Source organism: Hyphomicrobium sp., from assembly GCF_019744875.1.
In the GTDB taxonomy this organism is placed as follows: Bacteria; Pseudomonadota; Alphaproteobacteria; order Rhizobiales; family Hyphomicrobiaceae; genus Hyphomicrobium_C.
Genome location: NZ_JAIETU010000002.1, coordinates 1,348,455 through 1,364,168 on the forward strand (window position 1 = coordinate 1,348,455; position 15,714 = coordinate 1,364,168).

Annotated in this window: 18 protein-coding genes; 8 read left to right on the forward strand and 10 right to left on the reverse strand. The window is 57.1% G+C overall.

What is annotated here, in order from left to right:
• From K2Y42_RS06405 to K2Y42_RS06420, 4 genes are all read right to left on the reverse strand, one after another.
• Nucleotides 1-540: a YeeE/YedE family protein gene (locus tag K2Y42_RS06405; RefSeq protein ID WP_366512350.1), complete on the reverse strand. Its 540-nt coding sequence runs from the start codon at nt 538-540 to the stop codon at nt 1-3.
• 49 nt (nt 541-589) lie between these two features.
• Nucleotides 590-787, reverse strand: coding sequence for a DUF2892 domain-containing protein (locus K2Y42_RS06410; RefSeq protein ID WP_291149932.1), 198 nt, complete (start codon nt 785-787; stop codon nt 590-592).
• Between the two features lie 77 nt (nt 788-864).
• Nucleotides 865-1,530, reverse strand: coding sequence for a Crp/Fnr family transcriptional regulator (locus tag K2Y42_RS06415; RefSeq protein ID WP_291149935.1), 666 nt, complete (start codon nt 1,528-1,530; stop codon nt 865-867).
• Nucleotides 1,531-2,178: 648 nt separating this feature from the next.
• Nucleotides 2,179-2,424 carry a hypothetical protein gene (locus K2Y42_RS06420; protein ID WP_291149937.1) on the reverse strand — a complete coding sequence of 82 codons (246 nt, stop codon included), beginning with the start codon at nt 2,422-2,424 and terminating at the stop codon, nt 2,179-2,181.
• 344 nt (nt 2,425-2,768) lie between these two features.
• Here K2Y42_RS06420 and K2Y42_RS06425 point away from each other — a divergent pair, with 344 nt between their 5' ends.
• From K2Y42_RS06425 to K2Y42_RS06440, 4 genes are all read left to right on the forward strand, one after another.
• Nucleotides 2,769-3,140: a hypothetical protein gene (locus tag K2Y42_RS06425; RefSeq protein WP_291149940.1), complete on the forward strand. Its 372-nt coding sequence runs from the start codon at nt 2,769-2,771 to the stop codon at nt 3,138-3,140.
• 299 nt (nt 3,141-3,439) lie between these two features.
• Nucleotides 3,440-4,636 (forward strand): tyrosine-type recombinase/integrase, encoded by a 1,197-nt coding sequence (locus K2Y42_RS06430; RefSeq protein ID WP_291149943.1) that lies wholly within the window; start codon nt 3,440-3,442, stop codon nt 4,634-4,636.
• On the forward strand, nt 4,633-5,574 hold the full coding sequence (locus K2Y42_RS06435; RefSeq protein WP_291149946.1) for a tyrosine-type recombinase/integrase: 942 nt from the start codon (nt 4,633-4,635) through the stop codon (nt 5,572-5,574). Before K2Y42_RS06430 ends, K2Y42_RS06435 begins: the two co-directional genes overlap by 4 nt.
• Complete coding sequence (locus tag K2Y42_RS06440) at nt 5,571-6,593, forward strand: tyrosine-type recombinase/integrase (protein WP_291149948.1); 1,023 nt, start codon at nt 5,571-5,573, stop codon at nt 6,591-6,593. Before K2Y42_RS06435 ends, K2Y42_RS06440 begins: the two co-directional genes overlap by 4 nt.
• A gap of 29 nt (nt 6,594-6,622) precedes the next feature.
• On the opposite strand, the gene K2Y42_RS06445 is transcribed toward K2Y42_RS06440, so the two are convergent.
• Entirely contained in the window at nt 6,623-7,522 is a 900-nt protein-coding gene (locus tag K2Y42_RS06445; protein WP_291149949.1) for an ImmA/IrrE family metallo-endopeptidase, read from the reverse strand.
• Entirely contained in the window at nt 7,519-7,836 is a 318-nt protein-coding gene (locus tag K2Y42_RS06450) for a helix-turn-helix transcriptional regulator (RefSeq protein WP_291149950.1), read from the reverse strand. Before K2Y42_RS06450 ends, K2Y42_RS06445 begins: the two co-directional genes overlap by 4 nt.
• Before the next feature lie 122 nt (nt 7,837-7,958).
• Between K2Y42_RS06450 and K2Y42_RS06455 the strand changes: the two genes are divergently transcribed.
• The 4 genes from K2Y42_RS06455 to K2Y42_RS06470 are packed head-to-tail and all read left to right on the forward strand — an operon-like array spanning nt 7,959 to nt 10,883.
• Nucleotides 7,959-8,192: a DUF2188 domain-containing protein gene (locus K2Y42_RS06455; RefSeq protein WP_291149952.1), complete on the forward strand. Its 234-nt coding sequence runs from the start codon at nt 7,959-7,961 to the stop codon at nt 8,190-8,192.
• A 5-nt stretch (nt 8,193-8,197) separates the two neighbouring features.
• The gene (locus K2Y42_RS06460) at nt 8,198-9,205 is read left to right on the forward strand and encodes a CBASS cGAMP-activated phospholipase (RefSeq protein ID WP_291149954.1); all 1,008 of its coding nucleotides are present in this window, start codon (nt 8,198-8,200) and stop codon (nt 9,203-9,205) included.
• Nucleotides 9,205-10,398, forward strand: coding sequence for a nucleotidyltransferase (locus K2Y42_RS06465; RefSeq protein WP_291149957.1), 1,194 nt, complete (start codon nt 9,205-9,207; stop codon nt 10,396-10,398). The genes K2Y42_RS06460 and K2Y42_RS06465 overlap by 1 nt, the downstream gene beginning before the upstream one ends.
• Before the next feature lie 29 nt (nt 10,399-10,427).
• Nucleotides 10,428-10,883 (forward strand): hypothetical protein, encoded by a 456-nt coding sequence (locus tag K2Y42_RS06470; RefSeq protein ID WP_291149961.1) that lies wholly within the window; start codon nt 10,428-10,430, stop codon nt 10,881-10,883.
• A 117-nt stretch (nt 10,884-11,000) separates the two neighbouring features.
• Here K2Y42_RS06470 and K2Y42_RS06475 read toward each other — a convergent pair whose 3' ends face one another.
• The 4 genes from K2Y42_RS06475 to K2Y42_RS06490 form a co-directional block, all read right to left on the reverse strand.
• A complete protein-coding gene (locus K2Y42_RS06475; RefSeq protein WP_366512351.1) occupies nt 11,001-11,699 on the reverse strand; it encodes a metallophosphoesterase in 699 nt (232 codons plus the stop codon).
• Between the two features lie 340 nt (nt 11,700-12,039).
• Nucleotides 12,040-12,237, reverse strand: coding sequence for a hypothetical protein (locus K2Y42_RS06480; RefSeq protein WP_291149964.1), 198 nt, complete (start codon nt 12,235-12,237; stop codon nt 12,040-12,042).
• Nucleotides 12,234-12,617 carry a DUF3240 family protein gene (locus K2Y42_RS06485; RefSeq protein ID WP_291149966.1) on the reverse strand — a complete coding sequence of 128 codons (384 nt, stop codon included), beginning with the start codon at nt 12,615-12,617 and terminating at the stop codon, nt 12,234-12,236. Before K2Y42_RS06485 ends, K2Y42_RS06480 begins: the two co-directional genes overlap by 4 nt.
• Entirely contained in the window at nt 12,548-15,712 is a 3,165-nt protein-coding gene (locus tag K2Y42_RS06490; protein ID WP_291149969.1) for a CusA/CzcA family heavy metal efflux RND transporter, read from the reverse strand. Before K2Y42_RS06490 ends, K2Y42_RS06485 begins: the two co-directional genes overlap by 70 nt.
• Between the last annotated feature and the right edge of the window lie 2 nt (nt 15,713-15,714).

Below are 15,714 nucleotides of genomic sequence, written 5' to 3' on the forward strand. Positions count from 1 at the left end.
TCAGCCTCCCACCACATGACGGACGATGAAAACGGTTGCGATTGCCGTCGCCATGAACGACGCCGTCGCAACGAATGAGCGGGACGACAGCCGGGCGATGCCGCAAACCCCATGACCGCTCGTGCAACCGCTGCCGGTGACGCTGCCGACGCCGACCAAAAGACCACCCGGCACAAGGAGTGCGGTGCTTCCGGTCACTGTATGAGGTACGTCGGAGCCGGTGATCAGAATGTAGAGCGGCGCGGCAGCCAACAGCCCGCCGACAAACGCCAGTCGGACCGGCGTCTGGTCATCGGCATAGGGCGGCAGCAGCCTCGATACGAAGCCGCTCACACCGGCAATGCGGCCCGTAAAGGCCATAAGCAGCACAGCGGCTGCGCCAATGAATAAACCGCCTATGATCGACGTATACGGTGTGAATTGGGTGACGGTCACGGTTTGATGTCCAAGGTTAGATGCGAAGCGCGATCGTAGAAGCGATTGCGCTGATGACGAGCGCAGCACATGACAATCGCCGCACTCCTTTGCGAGACCGTTCAAGTTGCGTTCAAGCAGGGAGCCATTGAACAGCGGATCCGCTAATGAGCGCTCACGATGTATGACGCGACGCGCACGTGTTCGTTCCCGTCAGGCTGTAAGCGGGACAGAACTTCACAAGTCCAGTCAGCAGGGGCACAAGGCCAACAAGACCCCAAAGGGTCTGAGGGCCTACAAAGACAAGGCTCAGGAATCCTAGCCCCAGAACGATCCTGAGCGTGCGATCAATCGTGCCGACGTTGTGCGTCATGGCGGGTCTCCTGTTGTTGGAGACCTTCTTAGGCCTGTGTGGCTCGGGTGTATGTGACCAAGTCACAAAGCGACTGGTTAGGGCGCCCCAGCAAGATTTTTTAGGTCCTTCAACGCCAAAAGTCTGGTCTCGCCCCGCGTTGCCGAAATCCAGTTCCGCCGCTGGAATTCATGAAGTTGCCGGCTGATCACTTCGCGGGCTGTGCCAAGCTCTGAGGCCAACTGCTGATGCGTCAGCGATACGCGACCCTCGCCATCGGCGAGCTCCAACAGCCTCTGCGCCAATCGAATGTCGATTCGCGAGAACGCGACTTCATCGATGATCTTGAACAAGTTGGTCACGCGCACGCTGAATGCGGTGAAGACGAAGCGACGGAACTCGGCCGATCGCGCGATGAGATCGTCAAACGTGGCGCGCGGAATAGCGACAGCTTCGACATCCGTCTCGGCAATGCCTTCCGCCTGGTATTCTTCGTAGCCCATGAGGCACGCCGTCGTGAGCGCGCAGCTTTCGCCTGCCGACACGCGGTAAAGGACAATTTCGCGACCGCTATCGGAAACCTGCTGCACGCGAACGGTTCCTTCGAGAAGCAGGAGATAGCTTTCCGGCGATTGACCCGGCCCGAAGATACGTGTTCCGGCGGGAAGCGTTACAATCTTGCTGGTCTCAACAAGCGGCTTGCCGATCGACGGCTCTAGCTTTCGGAGACCGGGAAAGTGAACAGTCCAATCGGGGCTCGGCACTTAAGAGTCTCCGGCGACCAGCGCACTATGTCAGAGGAATTTCTGTTATAATAATCGCAACTTTGCGAAAGCTAGCAGCGCTTTCTCAGCGCAAGAGGACTACCAAGCTTAAATATTGAAATAATATGGACGCAGCAAGGTAACGCCGGCACGTGCCACCAAACTATCACGGGCGTGGAAAATGCGCCCATCCTGATGGCAGCTACGTGGTTGCTGACTCGACTGCTTACGCTATATCAGCTGACGAAATCTAGACGCAGACATTGGGCACTCCGGGTCACTGCTCTCAGATGCAACATTTGTGTGTCGGCTCAGCATCGATAAGCGGACTACTCCCGCAAGGCGTTGTTAGTCCGGGCCTTCGTCATGACCGACGTCCGCTACTGGGACGAAGCTGCAGTGCCGATATCGTTGCTATGCCGAGAAAGCGGACATTGAGGTGGCCAGGGACACGGTTGCTGTTGCCTACAAAAATCATGTCCGCAGAGCACCGCAAACGGACATTTGCAAAGTGGCCCGAAGGCCTGAGGCGGATATCGTTCTTGCCACGAGTTTTCGAGTAAGTGGAAAGCGCGAGGTCACACCGCCGTCAGCACCAGCTAACCCGCCACTTGCATCCAACTTTTCGCCGCTGTCGCACGTCGGTGCTCACTTCGAGGTGCGCGACACCGCCGCCGCATGAAGAACTCTTCCATCCGAATCAATGATCTCGACCGACATGGTCGTCTCGCTGATCTTCGCAGCCATAAAACCGAGTGAGGCATAGCAGTGCTTCGCCCGTCCGATCTCATCGGGCGCTCGTACCCTTGAACCAGCGCCTGACGTGAAATAGTGCACTCCATTGCTCGTGGCGTGCTGCAAATTGTGGTCGTGTCCATTGAAATAGGCTTGCACGCCATACTTTTCGAGTAGCGGCTTTAAGCGGGCGTTATTGCGATATGCGAATAAAGCGCATTAGTCCGATATTTTTCTTATTCTCAGTTCCGGGCGGTTGCTCCGCAGGAGGCCTTGGCGTGACAAATTGGAATATGAGAATAACGTCCGCTATGTCCTTCCAAATATACAATTAATCGGATTTTGCTCGCTGCTCGTTTGGCTAGCAGTCGTCGTTGCCGAGCGCTTGACGCATGACTCCCGAGAGTCTTTCCTGACACGAACGACATTCGTCTAAGAGTCATACGGAGAGCTTCTGCAAACTCCCCCATGAACGATTAGCGTCATGACAAGGGAGAGCACCGATGGATGACCGAGCAAGACTTCGAGAAAAGCTCAGCGCCATCTCGAAGGAGATCGAGGTGCTTCAGGACAAGCGCCATTCCATCGAGACGACCCTTCAAATCCTCGAAGAGGATGATGCTCCCGCCCCAGTAGGCAGGCCGACGAAGCAGAAGGGCACCCCGCCGGACCCCAGCACTAATGTCGGGCGCGCCATCCAAATTCTACGCTTGGTGGCACCGCAAGGATTGACCTTGCTCCAACTCATCGAGAAATCGGCCGAGAACGGCAAGAAGGCGTTCGTCGGCACGTCCATAGGTTCCCAACTGCGCTTCCAGGTTAAGCGTGGTCACATCAAGAAAACAGGAGATACCTACTATGCGGTGATGAGCTAGGGCCGCCGCGCACGAGGCGCCGCCCGCATAAACGAAAAACCGCCCCTGACAGAGCGGCTTTTCCAGTGCATTGACTGTGATGATCAACTGCAACGCCACTATACGGCAGGTCCATGCTTGTTTCAAGAATGGGGGTCAATACCCCGTTATACCGCTTACATGTTCCGCGAAACTAGCGGATTTGTTGGGCTTTGGAATACTGCCCAGCCCTGCCGCCATGACGGCGTTGCCTCGGATTCCCCGGCGATTATGCAAAAGTCATAGGCATACGCTTGGGACTCCCAAGAGGAGAGATGCGAATGAACGCATCCGTTACGGCGCAGGGCCCGTCTGGCCTGCTTTCCCACCTAAGCAACTTCCGCGTGGAGCTTCGCTCTCAAGGGTATTCGCCCCAAACCATCAAGCTCTACATGAGCCGCCTGCGAGGTCTAGACAGGCTGGCATCTGCGGAAGGCATTGATCTTCGCACGCTGGTTGACCGGCATATTCATGGACATTCGTTGGCCGTTGGCCCCGCCGGTGCGGTCATGCATGTCGAGGGGTTCCATGCGCTGGTCCAGTATCTCGCCCGGAAAAAGCTTCTTGCTCCGCATGGCCTGCAGGCCCAGATCGAGCACCTGTTGTCCCGGTTCGCAAAGCACCTCGATGTAAACCGCGGCCTTCGACCGGCCAGCATCATCCAATACAAGGCCGTCGCCGATCGATTCCTTCGCCATTGCTTCAAGGACGAACTGCAAACGCAGCGGCTTTCCGCGCGCGATGTGTTGGGCTTCCTTTCGGCGGTCGGGAACCACGTCAGGTACATCAATACGGCCATCAAAACCTTCCTGCGCTTCCTGTTCCAGACGGGGTTGATCTCAAAGCCCCTGGCCGAGGGATTGCCAGCGGTCAGGCGGATAAGGAAGCAGCGGCTTCCCCGCGCCCTCTCGCCAGACCAACTGGAAGGCGTTTTGGAGGCTTTTCCGAGAGCCACTCCGATCGAACGCCGGGACAGAGCTATCGTGATGCTACTGGCCCGTCTTGGTCTGCGGATGAGAGAGGTTCTGGATTTTCGGCTGGAAGATGTCGATTGGGCGGCCGGTGACGTGCTTATTCGGGGCAAGGGCGACTATTTTGACAGGATGGCGCTTCCGCCGGATGTAGCCGTAGTGCTGACGGAATACATCGAGAAGGATCGGCCCGCGACGAGGTCAGCTTCTCTATTCGTGGACCACAAGGCTCCATTAGATCGCTTGGAGAAGGGTACAAATCTTCATCGGCAGCTCCGTGTGATGTTCAAGGACGCCGGCATTGATTTGCCGACGCGCACGGGAAGCCGGGTCTTCCGCCATACTTTCGCGACTCAGCTTGTTAGTGAGGGCAAGTCCATCGCGCAGGTGGCGAACCTGCTGCGGCACCGCAAGCTTGCCACCACGATGATCTATGCGCGGACTGATCTCAAGCGCTTGCGCCAGGTCGCGCCGCCATGGCCCATCACCAAGCGGAGGGCCGCATGATGAGCATCCTCCGCAAGGAACTCGATCAATACCTTGATTTTCGCCGCAAGCGCGGCTTCGCGCTTGATCAGGCTGCGGGCATGCTGGATTCGTTCGTGCGTTTCCTGGAACAACAGGGCTGCGAGATCATCAGCAGCGAGCTTTGTGCCCGTTGGAACGCCAAGCATCCTGCCTCCCACAACACCATGCAGCAACGGGCCATCGCGATCCGCGGCTTTGCAAGGTGGCTCCGGAATTTCGATCTTCGCCATGAAGTCCCGCCGCCCTACCGGGGCGGCCTCGGCAAGAACCGGCCGAAGCCGCACATCTATACCGATGGTGAAATCGCGGCACTCCTTGAGCAATCCGCCAAGATCCAATCTCCGCGAGGCCTCAGGCGCGTGACGTATCCGGTGCTGTGGGCTCTGCTGCACGTTACCGGCCTGCGGATCGGCGAGGCGTTGGCCATTGATTTGGGCTACATCGATTTCCAAGCCGGAACCATTCGCATCGCGCCACAAAAAGGTGCCTATGAACGGTTGGTGCCCTTGGACGCCACGACTGTGGATGCGCTCAGAGTCTATGTACGCCGGCGCAACCGTCTGCTTGGGAGGATCCCAACCTGCCTGTTCGCCGATGAGCACGGCGTCCGCCTCACATATCCCGCCGTGAGCACGACGTTTGCTGAGGTAAGCAAGGCAATCGGGTTGAGGCCTGCAGGCGCAAAGATGGGTGCAGGTCCGAGGATCCATGACCTTCGCCATACTTTTGCGGTGAACACGCTGAAGCGGTGGTACGCCGAGGGGAAGGACGTCAAGCAGCACATCCTTACTCTGGTGGATGTCCTCGGGCACACCACGCTGCGTGACACATATTGGTACTTGGAAGCCGTGCCGGAGCTTCTTCATCTGGCATCGCGGAGGTTGGAAAGCTACTTGGCAGAGGGGCAGCCGTCATGAAGCGCCCTCATACGATGCTTGAGCTTCTGAAGATGTTCGGTCAGTACCTCACGCTGAACAGGGGCTGCACCGACGCCACGCTCAACACCTACGAATCTGGATGGGCACAGCTATTCCGTTACGCAAAGGAGCAGAGAAACCTGCGCCCAACCCAGCTAACCGTGGAAGACTTGACCCCTGAGTTCACCAACGACTTCCTGCTGTCGCTCGATGCCCGTGGCAACAAGGTCTCCACGCGGAACAACCGGCTAGCCGCCGTCCAGGCGTTCTTTCAGTTTATCGCGGAGTTGGATCCTCTTCGATATGCGGCGCAAGCGGAATATATCCAAACAGTCCGTCTGAAACGAGGAGGTGGTCCGCCGCCCATATACTACCTGACGCGGGAAGAGGCCCGTGCTGTTATCGAGGCGCCGAATGTTGAAACGTGGGCTGGCCTGAGAAATCGGGCGCTGCTGACACTGATGTTCCAAACGGGAATCCGCAGCAGTGAGGCACGTGCCTTGCTGTTGGAAGATTTCTACGTTCATCCATCGCCAGGGATTCGCATCCGCAACGGCAAGGGACGTAAAAGCCGTGACCTACCGCTTCATGCCAACACGGTGGCCGAGCTCAATGCGTGGCTGCGGGTGCGAGGTACCGAAGATGGGCCGCTGTTCCCAACCAACCGGATCACTCACATGAAATCTGGAGCGCTGGAGCTCATTGTCAAAACGTCGGTCGAGAAGGCAGTGAAGACGTGCTCAACTCTATCAAACCGGAACATACACCCCCACATCCTGCGGCACACAGCAGCGATGTTCATGCTGGATAGCGGCGTGGACCTCGCGGTCATCGCTCTGCACCTCGGCCATGCCGACGTGAAGACGACTTATCGATACCTTCACCACAACCGTCGGATCAAGGAGAAGGCGATGAACCAGACATCGTTTCCTGTTCCGAAGCCCAGGGCCGCTGCAAATGACAATGAAGACTTGGTCGAAGCTTATGGACCGCGCAAGAAATATCTAAGTAGGTCTTAGCTCGCAGTTTTGCAGCAGCCGACCGCCATTCACCATTCCCGGCGGCGAGATGCCTGCGTGAACCTGTCAAACGTGTCTTCTACCGGCTCGTCCTCGGCTATGGTGGGCCCTGCACGGTCATCTAGAAGAAGGAGTGATAACGAGAAATCGTATTGTTCAGCCAAGATGGTCATTTCGCGCACGGGTTCGGGCAACCAGACGCCTGCCATGTGGTCGATCGAACCTTTCCCATCAACAAGCCGCATTGGATTCAAGGGCAGAGATGACGCGGGAATCTCAATAGGGGGTTGATCTACAGTCTTGAAATAGGCTCCCGTTTGAAGTGCAGCCTTACTGGATCGTGCCCAAAGGATGAAACCGTCTCGGGACACCACTAGGATCGCTCTTTTTTCCGTATAACTGAGCCAACGGAGAACAGCCGCGACCAGGGATACTTGATAGCGTTCCCGGCAGGCTTGGAACATATCGAAATCGACTTTGGCCTTGGCCGAAATTTGGCGGCGGAAATCATCAAGAGGCATGAGGAGGCTGGCTGCAAACACGTTGGCTTGATGTTCGATCTGGCCAATTTCGCTATCCCATCTAACGATCTGTTGTGGACCACATCGAAAGCCTTCGGGGTAATCTAGTCTGTGAAGAAGGTAGTGGCCGAATTCATGGGCCAGTGTGAAGTTGATGCGGCCTTTGGAGGAAATCGCGTTGTTGTAAATTACAGCCCAGCCTTTGGATTTAATAGGATACAGGGCTCCATCGAAGGTGGGCAGATCCCCACCTTCCACGGCCACGATGCGGTCCTGCGGATATCGTTGTTTTGAAAATTCCTGCGCGACCATTGCGACATCGATTGGAAAGCGATCGGCACCGAAAGCCGTGTTGAGCAGGTGGGTAATGTCAGCAGCCCAACGTTCCGGTGTGATCGGTGTATTCATTCATCGTCGCCAATCAAATCGAGCATTTTTTGTATCTTTTCCTTTGTCGCTGGTTTCATGGTGCGGTATTTGCGGAAAAAGGCAGTATCCGTCGCATCTTCCACGAGAACTTCATCCGTAATGAGGTAATCAGGGGTCACGCCGAGAGCGATTGCAATTTTGGCGATCTTATCTGCGGAGGGTCGAGGGGGGTCTTTGTTCTCTAATTCCCAGATATAGCTTTTGCTCGACTCGGAAAGCTCAGCCAGCTTGTCGAGCGTGAACCCTTTTTTCTTCCGCAGTTCTCGGATCTTCTCCCCTATTGGCGTTGTCACATTCGGTCTCCTCTGTCGAGAGTTCAGAGTAGCAGCACATGGGGTACTTGACAACGCGCATTCCTTCGGCCACTTTGTTCGGAGTAGGCGCATAAACAATGCCGAAGTTCAGGAGATGGTTAATGAGCAAAGGACCTAAAACCCATCACGTCGTGCCCCACAGTGGGGGAGGATGGGATGTACGGCGCGGTGGCGCAGATCGCGCCTCTGGGCATTTCGAAACGAAGCGAGAGGCTACCGATTTTGGCCGAGAGGTGAGCCGCAATCAGCAGACCGAGCTCCGTATCCACAACAGGGATGGTAAGATCGCGCAGAGCGACAGCCATGGTCCTGATAAGTGCCCTCCTAAGGGCTGATTTCCATGTCGGCTGACGTCGCTCAACCACCCCCTATCCGCCGCATTCTGTGCCTTGATGGCGGTGGCATCATGGGCACACAGCCGGCCTCTTTCCTTGCCGCGCTTGAGGAAGACCTCGACCGCCCCATCGGAGAGTACTTTGACCTGATTGCTGGGACCTCCACCGGAGGCATTCTGGCAATCGGGCTCGGCCTTGGCCTCAGCGCCAAACAGTTGCTTCAGCTTTATGTTGAGCGTGGCCCTCACATCTTCGGGGAGGATGAGCAAGGGGTGCGCGGTTTCATCTCCGCACTTCGGCGCAACGCCAGGCACTGGTTTGCGCCAAAGCACGACGCTGCATACCTTCGGCAGGAACTGCAGGCCATCCTTGGTCAAAAGCGCATTGGAGATTCTCGCACGCGGCTGTTGATACCATCTTGGGATCCAGCCCACCGGAGCGTTTACATCTTCAAGACTGCCCACCATCCGCGCCTGAAGACCGATCATTCCCGCTTGGCGATCGACGCGGCGATGGCGACTGCGGCTGCACCGACGTACTTCAAGCGCCACACCACCGCCGAGCATGTCGGCCTTTTCGATGGTGGCGTTTGGGCGAACAATCCAATCGCCCTCGCCGTGGTTGAAGCCATTTCATTGCTGCAGTGGCCCGCCAGCAGTCTTCGGATCCTCAGTCTGGGGTGCGTCAACGAAGTGTATGCCCTCGGCGCAGCACCAGGAAAGCTGACGATGGTTCGTGATCTGGCGCGCCTTTTCATGGACGGCCAATCTCGGGGCGCGTTGGGGATGGCCAAATTGCTCACGGGCCACGAGTACGAACGCGAGGCGATATTTCGCTGTTGCCCCGATGTCCCCAAGGACCTCTTCAAGATGGATGATACCGGAAAAATTTCGGAGCTTCGCGGAATGGGTGCGGCTGCCGCTCGCAAAGAGAGACCGCGGTTGGAGCCAATCTTTTTCCAGACGCCCGCCGAACCATTCGAACCAATTTATAAAACAAAGGAGATTGCTTGATGAATTTGCTTGCCCCCGTCCCCAACGATGCACCGACCATTTTGCGGAAGTCCGCCGTCTATTCCATCCTCGATGAAATCTGCCGCGACCTGGAGCTCAGCGAAACCCAGTTGGCCGATGCCAAGACCAGTTACGAAGCCGTGGCAGATTGGCTGTCGGGAAGCACCAACCCAGTCTTGCGTGATCTCCGGCTCTATGCTCACGGATCCACGGGCTTGGGTACCAGCGTGAAGCCGCTGGGGCGTGAAGACTTCGACGTTGACGTTATCTGCTTGGTGAATGGATTCTCCGCCGCGGGATCGCCTGCCGAGCTCAAACGCCTGATTGGTGAACGCCTCCGTGAGAATGCTCGCTATGCCTCCATGTTGGAGGAGAAAAAGCGGTGTTGGCGATTGAACTACGCTCGGGAATTCCACTTGGACGTCTCGCCCACGATCATCAACGTCAAGTGCGCGAACGGCGGTGAATTGGTGCCTGATAAGAAGCTGCGGGAATGGAAGCCCACGAACCCCAGTGGTTATAAGGCCCTATTCGAGACCCGCGCGAGGCTTCAGCCGCGGCTCCACGAGCAGAAGAAGGCCTATGCCAATGACCGTGCCGAGGTGGTGCCGTTTCCGACCCAAATGACCGGCAAGGGTATCCTGCGCCGTACGGTCCAGCTGCTCAAGCGGCACCGGGACACGCACTTCCAACACGTTACCGAGGAGGTGGCGCCCATCTCCATTGTCATCACGACCCTTGCAGCGCGGGCCTATGAATACTGCATCGGCATGTTCACCTTCGACACGGAGCTGGATGTTCTGGTCGCCGTCGTACGGATGATGCCTCATTTTATTGAAAAGCGTGGGGTGGGTGGGCGCATTGAGTTTTGGGTGCCAAATGAGACCACGGTGGGCGAGAACTTTGCCGACCGTTGGAATACCGAACCGGCGCGAGTGAAGGCATTCTATGAATGGCATGGCAAGGCCCTTGCCGATTTCGAGAAGGCCGCTGCCATGGAAGGTATCGACCGCATTAGCCTCGTTTTGGAAGCAAGTCTTGGAAGTGTTGTTCGGCGGGTCATGGATCGACGAACGGATGCGATTACCTCCGCGCGGGGCGCGGGTAAATTGTTTGTCGGGACCACGGGCGGCTTGAGCCTCTCGGGCACGTCGAGTTCAGCCGTGCCGCGCAATACACATTTCGGAGACTAATCATGCCAAAGTGGGGGGAACGGCCAGATTTGACCCCTGCACAGCAATACCTGTTTTTGAAGAACGGCCAGGTTGGGAATGGCACGGGCTTTCTGGATGCAACCGGGCTCGTTTGGGAATACAAGGAACGTCCTACGCCACTCAGCCGAGAGTACACGGTACGGATCGAGTATAAGCGCGGGGGGATCCCCCAGGTTTTCATCAAGGATCCCGATATCACCGTGTTGGCCGGCGATCGGGCGGAGGACATCCCCCATATTTATAAGGACCCGCTCTGCCTCTGTCTTTATCTGCCGGGATCAGGAGAGTGGGACGGGAAGATGAGGATCGACCAGACGTTGGTGCGATGGACGTCGGTCTGGTTGTTCTTTTTTGAAGAATGGCTCGCTTCGAATGATTGGAAGGGTGGAGGTGTTCACCCAGACAGGGATCGTCGCTCCCATAAAAACCGCCGTGAGAGACGGACTGCACAACGCGTGGGATAGTTTGAGATTCGGATTGCCGCTCTTCACGAGAGCCTGCCAATCTCTATCGAGACTTATAGTCCTCTCACAGAATATTATTCCTATGGTGCTAGATGGTGAGAGCAGGAAGTGCGCCAGTCATGGCTCGAATATCGGAATAATGCATTTATCGGCATAACGTTCGACCAATTTTGGAGAAGCCCCGTGAGGACCGGCTGAGACGATTGGGTGATGGCCTACGACGATCTTCCAGACGGCCGAACTGCTGCGCAGGCACGACTCAAGCCAAGAGAACTGCTCATCAGGGTCCGTTCCGCTTATCCATCTGCTCCAAACGCTAGGCTGTTGCGAAACAAGCGGCGTCGTATCGAGATAGAAAAATTCCGCTTCGGTAATAGGCGCAATTGGCTCGATGCGCCGGTAGTAAGCCGATGGCATCATCCAACGCCGACTTTTTTCCGAGTACTCGATCTGCGCGGCGACGCTTCCTTTGTGGTCGTGATTTCCAAGTATTGCATACCATGGACACCCAAGCGCCACGGGATCGTAGACCCTCTCATAGCTGTTCAGCCACGCTTCATCGATGGGATCGCTGACGCCCCGAGGGTAAAAATTGTCACCAACCGAAGCTACGAACCTGGGAGGCGCATACGAGGTGGCATTCTTCATTGCCGCTGCCACAAGGCGCTGCCCTACTGAGCCGGAATCCCCCCAGTCCCCGATGATCAAAAAGTTCAAATCCGAAGATTTTGGTCGCCCGATTGACTGCCGTCCGACTGCCACTGAAGCAGAGGCAGCCAAGGCGCCCCCAACAAAGTGCCGGCGTGTGATGGCCACAGGAGTATCCTCGCACAGTTGAATAGCTGTTAAATTCGGCCAGCGCGAGACTACGGATCGCAACTGCGGACGGGCTTCACTAACACTTGAAGCGACTTCCGAACCGAAAGCCAGCCGCTCCTTTGCCCTCGCACTGATCGTTGCCAAGATGTCGATGAGGCACGGTAACGTCGAAAGTGGCGCGCCTCACGCAGGGACCTTTCGCGCAGTGACCAAAGCCGACGGTGAGTGGGGTACCGGTGCGCCACGGAATTTCCTGGCTGTAAGCAGATGGCGTTGAAAATGAGATAGCTGCGCCTAAGACAGCAACGGCGGGAAGACAATTCATCATGACGACGTTTCACTCTTTGAAGGGGATACCAGCAGCGCTATGGGCCGTTTCGGGCCGAGGCGGCTTGGTAGGCGTGGTCAGGCGACTAACAATTTCCGAATGAGTATCCGGCTGTTTCAATGCCCAGACGGCGATAGCCCACGCGACAGCTGAGATAAGCATCGGCCAAACAAATTGGAGCAGCGTGCCGACGGTAGCGGTGCTCATGATGCCGTCTTCTCTGCCAGGGTCTCGCCTTGCGAGAGAATCAGGTCTAACTCCCGTTCGCCTTTCGTACGTTTCAGCTGACCGAATTCCGTAACGGGCTCGACCCAATACGTCAGGTGCGGCAGTGGAACCTTCTCAGCAATATCTTCCAACAATGCCGCGATCTTCTCGCGGGGAAGTACCGCCACGAGAATGGTACGCTTCACACGTCCGCGAACTCGCTCGCTTGGTGACGCGCTGCCAAAGCTGGAGCCATGCCCTTCGCCAAGCCATGTCGTGAAGCCGGCGATCGGGGGATCCACGTTCAACATCAAGTCGACGATGGGATCGTTGCCGGATGAGGGATAGACGAGGGTGAGCTTGCAAAGGGATTGATCCATTTGACGGTTCCAACTTCAAGTTCTGTGTCATTGGTTTTCACGCCGAAGCGGCGGAAAAGAATGGGAAGGAGGATGAGCGTCAGTGCAGTCGAAGTAATCAGACCGCCAATGACGACAATCGCGAGGGGCTTTTGGATTTCCGATCCAGGTCCATCGGCAAACAGAAGCGGCACGAGGCCGAACGCCGCGATGCTGGCGGTCATCATCACCGGCCGCAGGCGACGCATCGAGCCTTCGAAAACCACGTCGCGAAGACTCATGCCGGAGGCAATGAGCTCATTGAAGTGACTGACCAGAACGAGGCCATTCAGAACGGCTATACCGAGCAGTGCGATGAATCCTACAGAGGCCGGAACCGAGAGATATTCGCCCGATATCCAGAGGGCTAGAACTCCGCCGACTAGCGCGAACGGTACATTCGCCAATATAAGCAGAGACTGCCGGATAGAGCGCAGCGTGGCGAACAGGACACCAAAGATGAGTGCAATGGCGATCGGAACGACAATCGAAAGTCGGGTGGCAGCGCGCCGCTGATTTTCGAATTGACCGCCCCACACCAGCCGATAGCCTTGGGGTAGCGTGACCTGTTCGGCGACGGCGCGCTGAGCTTCGTCCACAAATCCCACGAGATCGCGACCCGCGACGTAACCCTGAACGATCGCGAATCTCGACGCGTCCTCACGGTCGATTTTCACTGGTCCAGCGACACGAATAAGTTTCGCCACATCGCCGATGCGAACAAGTCCCCCGTCGCCTGCCGCTAACTGGGTGGCGGAGAAGATCTCCGGCGAATCGCGTACTGAATCGGCGCCGCGAATGACAATTTGGGTTCGGCGGCCGGGTTCGGCCACAAGCCCTGCCGAAGTGCCTTCAAGGACAGCCCGCAGCTCGTCTTGAACCTTGCTTGCGGACAGGCCGGTCCGGCCAGCGGCCAAGCGGTCGACGTTGATCTGAAGATAATCGACGCTGTCATTTGCGACTGTTGAGACTTCGGATGCTCCTTTGATCTCTGCAAGCGTTGACTGTATTTGGCCGGCGAGGTTGGAGAGTATTTTCAAATCGGGCCCAAAGATCTTGATGGCCAGATCACCGCGCGCACCGGTCAGCATTTCGGCCGTACGCATTTCAATCGGTTGGGTGAAAGCAAATTCAACACCTGGCAGATCGGCCATGGCTTCGCGCAACTGCTCGACCAGCCATGTTTTGTCCGGAACGCGCCACTGGCTCTTCGGCTTCAAGACCATGAACGTATCGGTCTCGTTAGGGCCCATGGGATCGAGACCCAACTCATCGGAGCCAACGCGAGCGACGATGCGCTCAATTTCGGGCACTTTTTCTATGAGCGCCCTCTGGATCAGAAGGTCGCCATCGATACTCGCTTGCAGATTGATCGACGGATGCTTGGTGATCTGCATGATTACAGCACCCTCGTCCATCGTCGGCATGAAGGTCTTGCCGATGGCACCGTAGGCAACCAGCACGAGCGCGATGCCCGCCGCTGCAACGGCATACACGGGAAGCGGAAAAGCCAAGCAAGCCTTGAGAAGCGGGCGGTAGCCGCGATTGAGCAGCCGCATCAGCAGTGGCTCGGAATGCTGACCGGTTTTCAGTACGAAGGACGCCAGGACGGGAATGAGCGTCAGAGACAGGACCAGGGAACCGCTGAGGGCAAATATGATCGTCAAAGCGACGGGACCAAAGAGCTTGCCTTCGAGGCCCTGCAACGAAAGGAGCGGAAGAAACACGAGGCAGATGATGAAAATGCCTGCAGTAACCGGTGTCGCGACTTCGCTCGCGGCCTGATAGATCGAATGCAGCTTCGGGACTGAGGAGCTCTCGCCGCAAACTTGGAGCCTCTCGACAGTGTTCTCGACGACTACGACAGCCGCGTCGACGATGAGGCCGATGGCGATGGCGAGACCGCCCAAACTCATAAGATTGGCCGACATTCCGAAAAACTGCATCATGACGAACGTCACAAGAGCAGCGAAAGGCAGCGTCACGGCAACAACGAGCGCTGCCCGCAGATTGCCGAGAAAGGCCAACAAAAGGATCACCACGAGGATCGTGGCTTCCATGAGAGCTTTTGTGACCGTACCTACGGCACTCGTGATGAGATCGGATCGGTCATAGAAGACGTCCAGACGGACCCCTTCGGGGAGGCTTGGCTTCAGGTCCGCAAGACGCTGGCGAACGGCTGATACGATTGCGCTCGCGTCGGCGCCACGTAGGGATAGCACAAGCCCCTGCACGGCCTCGCCTTCGCCGTCCTTGGTGACCGCGCCATAGCGCGTCAAGCTGCCGATACGGACTTTGGCAACATCGCTCAGCCGCAGTACGCGAGAACCGTTCATTTTCAGAACGATTTGCTCCAGATCTCTTGGCGTCTGAATGGCGCCTTCGGCCCTTACGACGAGTGCCTTTTCGCCCTCACTGAGACGTCCCGCTCCGTCGTTCCTGTTGCCTGCATCAATGGCAGCCACCAGGTCCGCGACGCCGAGACCTGCAGCAGCAAGGGCTGCTCCATCTGGACTGACTTCAAACGTCCTGACCATGCCTCCGAGGGTATTGACGTCGGCTACCCCAGGAATGGTGCGCAATGCTGGGCGGATGGTCCAATCGAGAAGGCTCCGCCGCTCTTCGAGGTTGAGATCGCCGCCTTCTATCGTAAACATGAAGACATCGGACAGCGGCGTCGAAACAGGGGCCAGTCCGCCGGTGACGGTTGCCGGAAGATCTCCGCGAACGCTAGCCAAGCGTTCACTGACCTGTTGGCGTGCCCAATAGATATCGGTACCATCAATAAAATCGAGGGTGATATCCGCAACCGCGTATTTAGCAGCGGAGCGCAGGATCGTCTGGCCAGGGATGCCGAGCAGCTCCATTTCGATTGGCGTAATGACTCGCGTCTCGACTTCTTCCGGTGTCATACCCGGTGCCTTCATAATCATCTTCACTTGCACGGGCGAGATGTTGGGAAAGGCATCTATCGGGATGGTGCGGAAGGCGAAAGCTCCACCTCCGGCCAAAAGACCGTAAACGAGCAGCACGAACAGCCGTTGCGTGAGGGAGAACTCGATCAATCGTCGGAGCATGC

What these genes read in the sequence shown, in the direction of transcription:
- K2Y42_RS06410 (WP_291149932.1), bottom strand. Translation starts at nt 787, where the DNA reads ATGACGCACAACGTCGGCACGATTGATCGCACGCTCAGGATCGTTCTG.
- K2Y42_RS06425 (WP_291149940.1), top strand. Translation starts at nt 2,769, where the DNA reads ATGGATGACCGAGCAAGACTTCGAGAAAAGCTCAGCGCCATCTCGAAG.
- K2Y42_RS06430 (WP_291149943.1), top strand. Translation starts at nt 3,440, where the DNA reads ATGAACGCATCCGTTACGGCGCAGGGCCCGTCTGGCCTGCTTTCCCAC.
- K2Y42_RS06435 (WP_291149946.1), top strand. Translation starts at nt 4,633, where the DNA reads ATGATGAGCATCCTCCGCAAGGAACTCGATCAATACCTTGATTTTCGC.
- K2Y42_RS06440 (WP_291149948.1), top strand. Translation starts at nt 5,571, where the DNA reads ATGAAGCGCCCTCATACGATGCTTGAGCTTCTGAAGATGTTCGGTCAG.
- K2Y42_RS06445 (WP_291149949.1), bottom strand. Translation starts at nt 7,522, where the DNA reads ATGAATACACCGATCACACCGGAACGTTGGGCTGCTGACATTACCCAC.
- K2Y42_RS06455 (WP_291149952.1), top strand. Translation starts at nt 7,959, where the DNA reads ATGAGCAAAGGACCTAAAACCCATCACGTCGTGCCCCACAGTGGGGGA.
- K2Y42_RS06460 (WP_291149954.1), top strand. Translation starts at nt 8,198, where the DNA reads ATGTCGGCTGACGTCGCTCAACCACCCCCTATCCGCCGCATTCTGTGC.
- K2Y42_RS06465 (WP_291149957.1), top strand. Translation starts at nt 9,205, where the DNA reads ATGAATTTGCTTGCCCCCGTCCCCAACGATGCACCGACCATTTTGCGG.
- K2Y42_RS06480 (WP_291149964.1), bottom strand. Translation starts at nt 12,237, where the DNA reads ATGAGCACCGCTACCGTCGGCACGCTGCTCCAATTTGTTTGGCCGATG.
- K2Y42_RS06485 (WP_291149966.1), bottom strand. Translation starts at nt 12,617, where the DNA reads ATGGATCAATCCCTTTGCAAGCTCACCCTCGTCTATCCCTCATCCGGC.
- K2Y42_RS06490 (WP_291149969.1), bottom strand. Translation starts at nt 15,712, where the DNA reads ATGCTCCGACGATTGATCGAGTTCTCCCTCACGCAACGGCTGTTCGTG.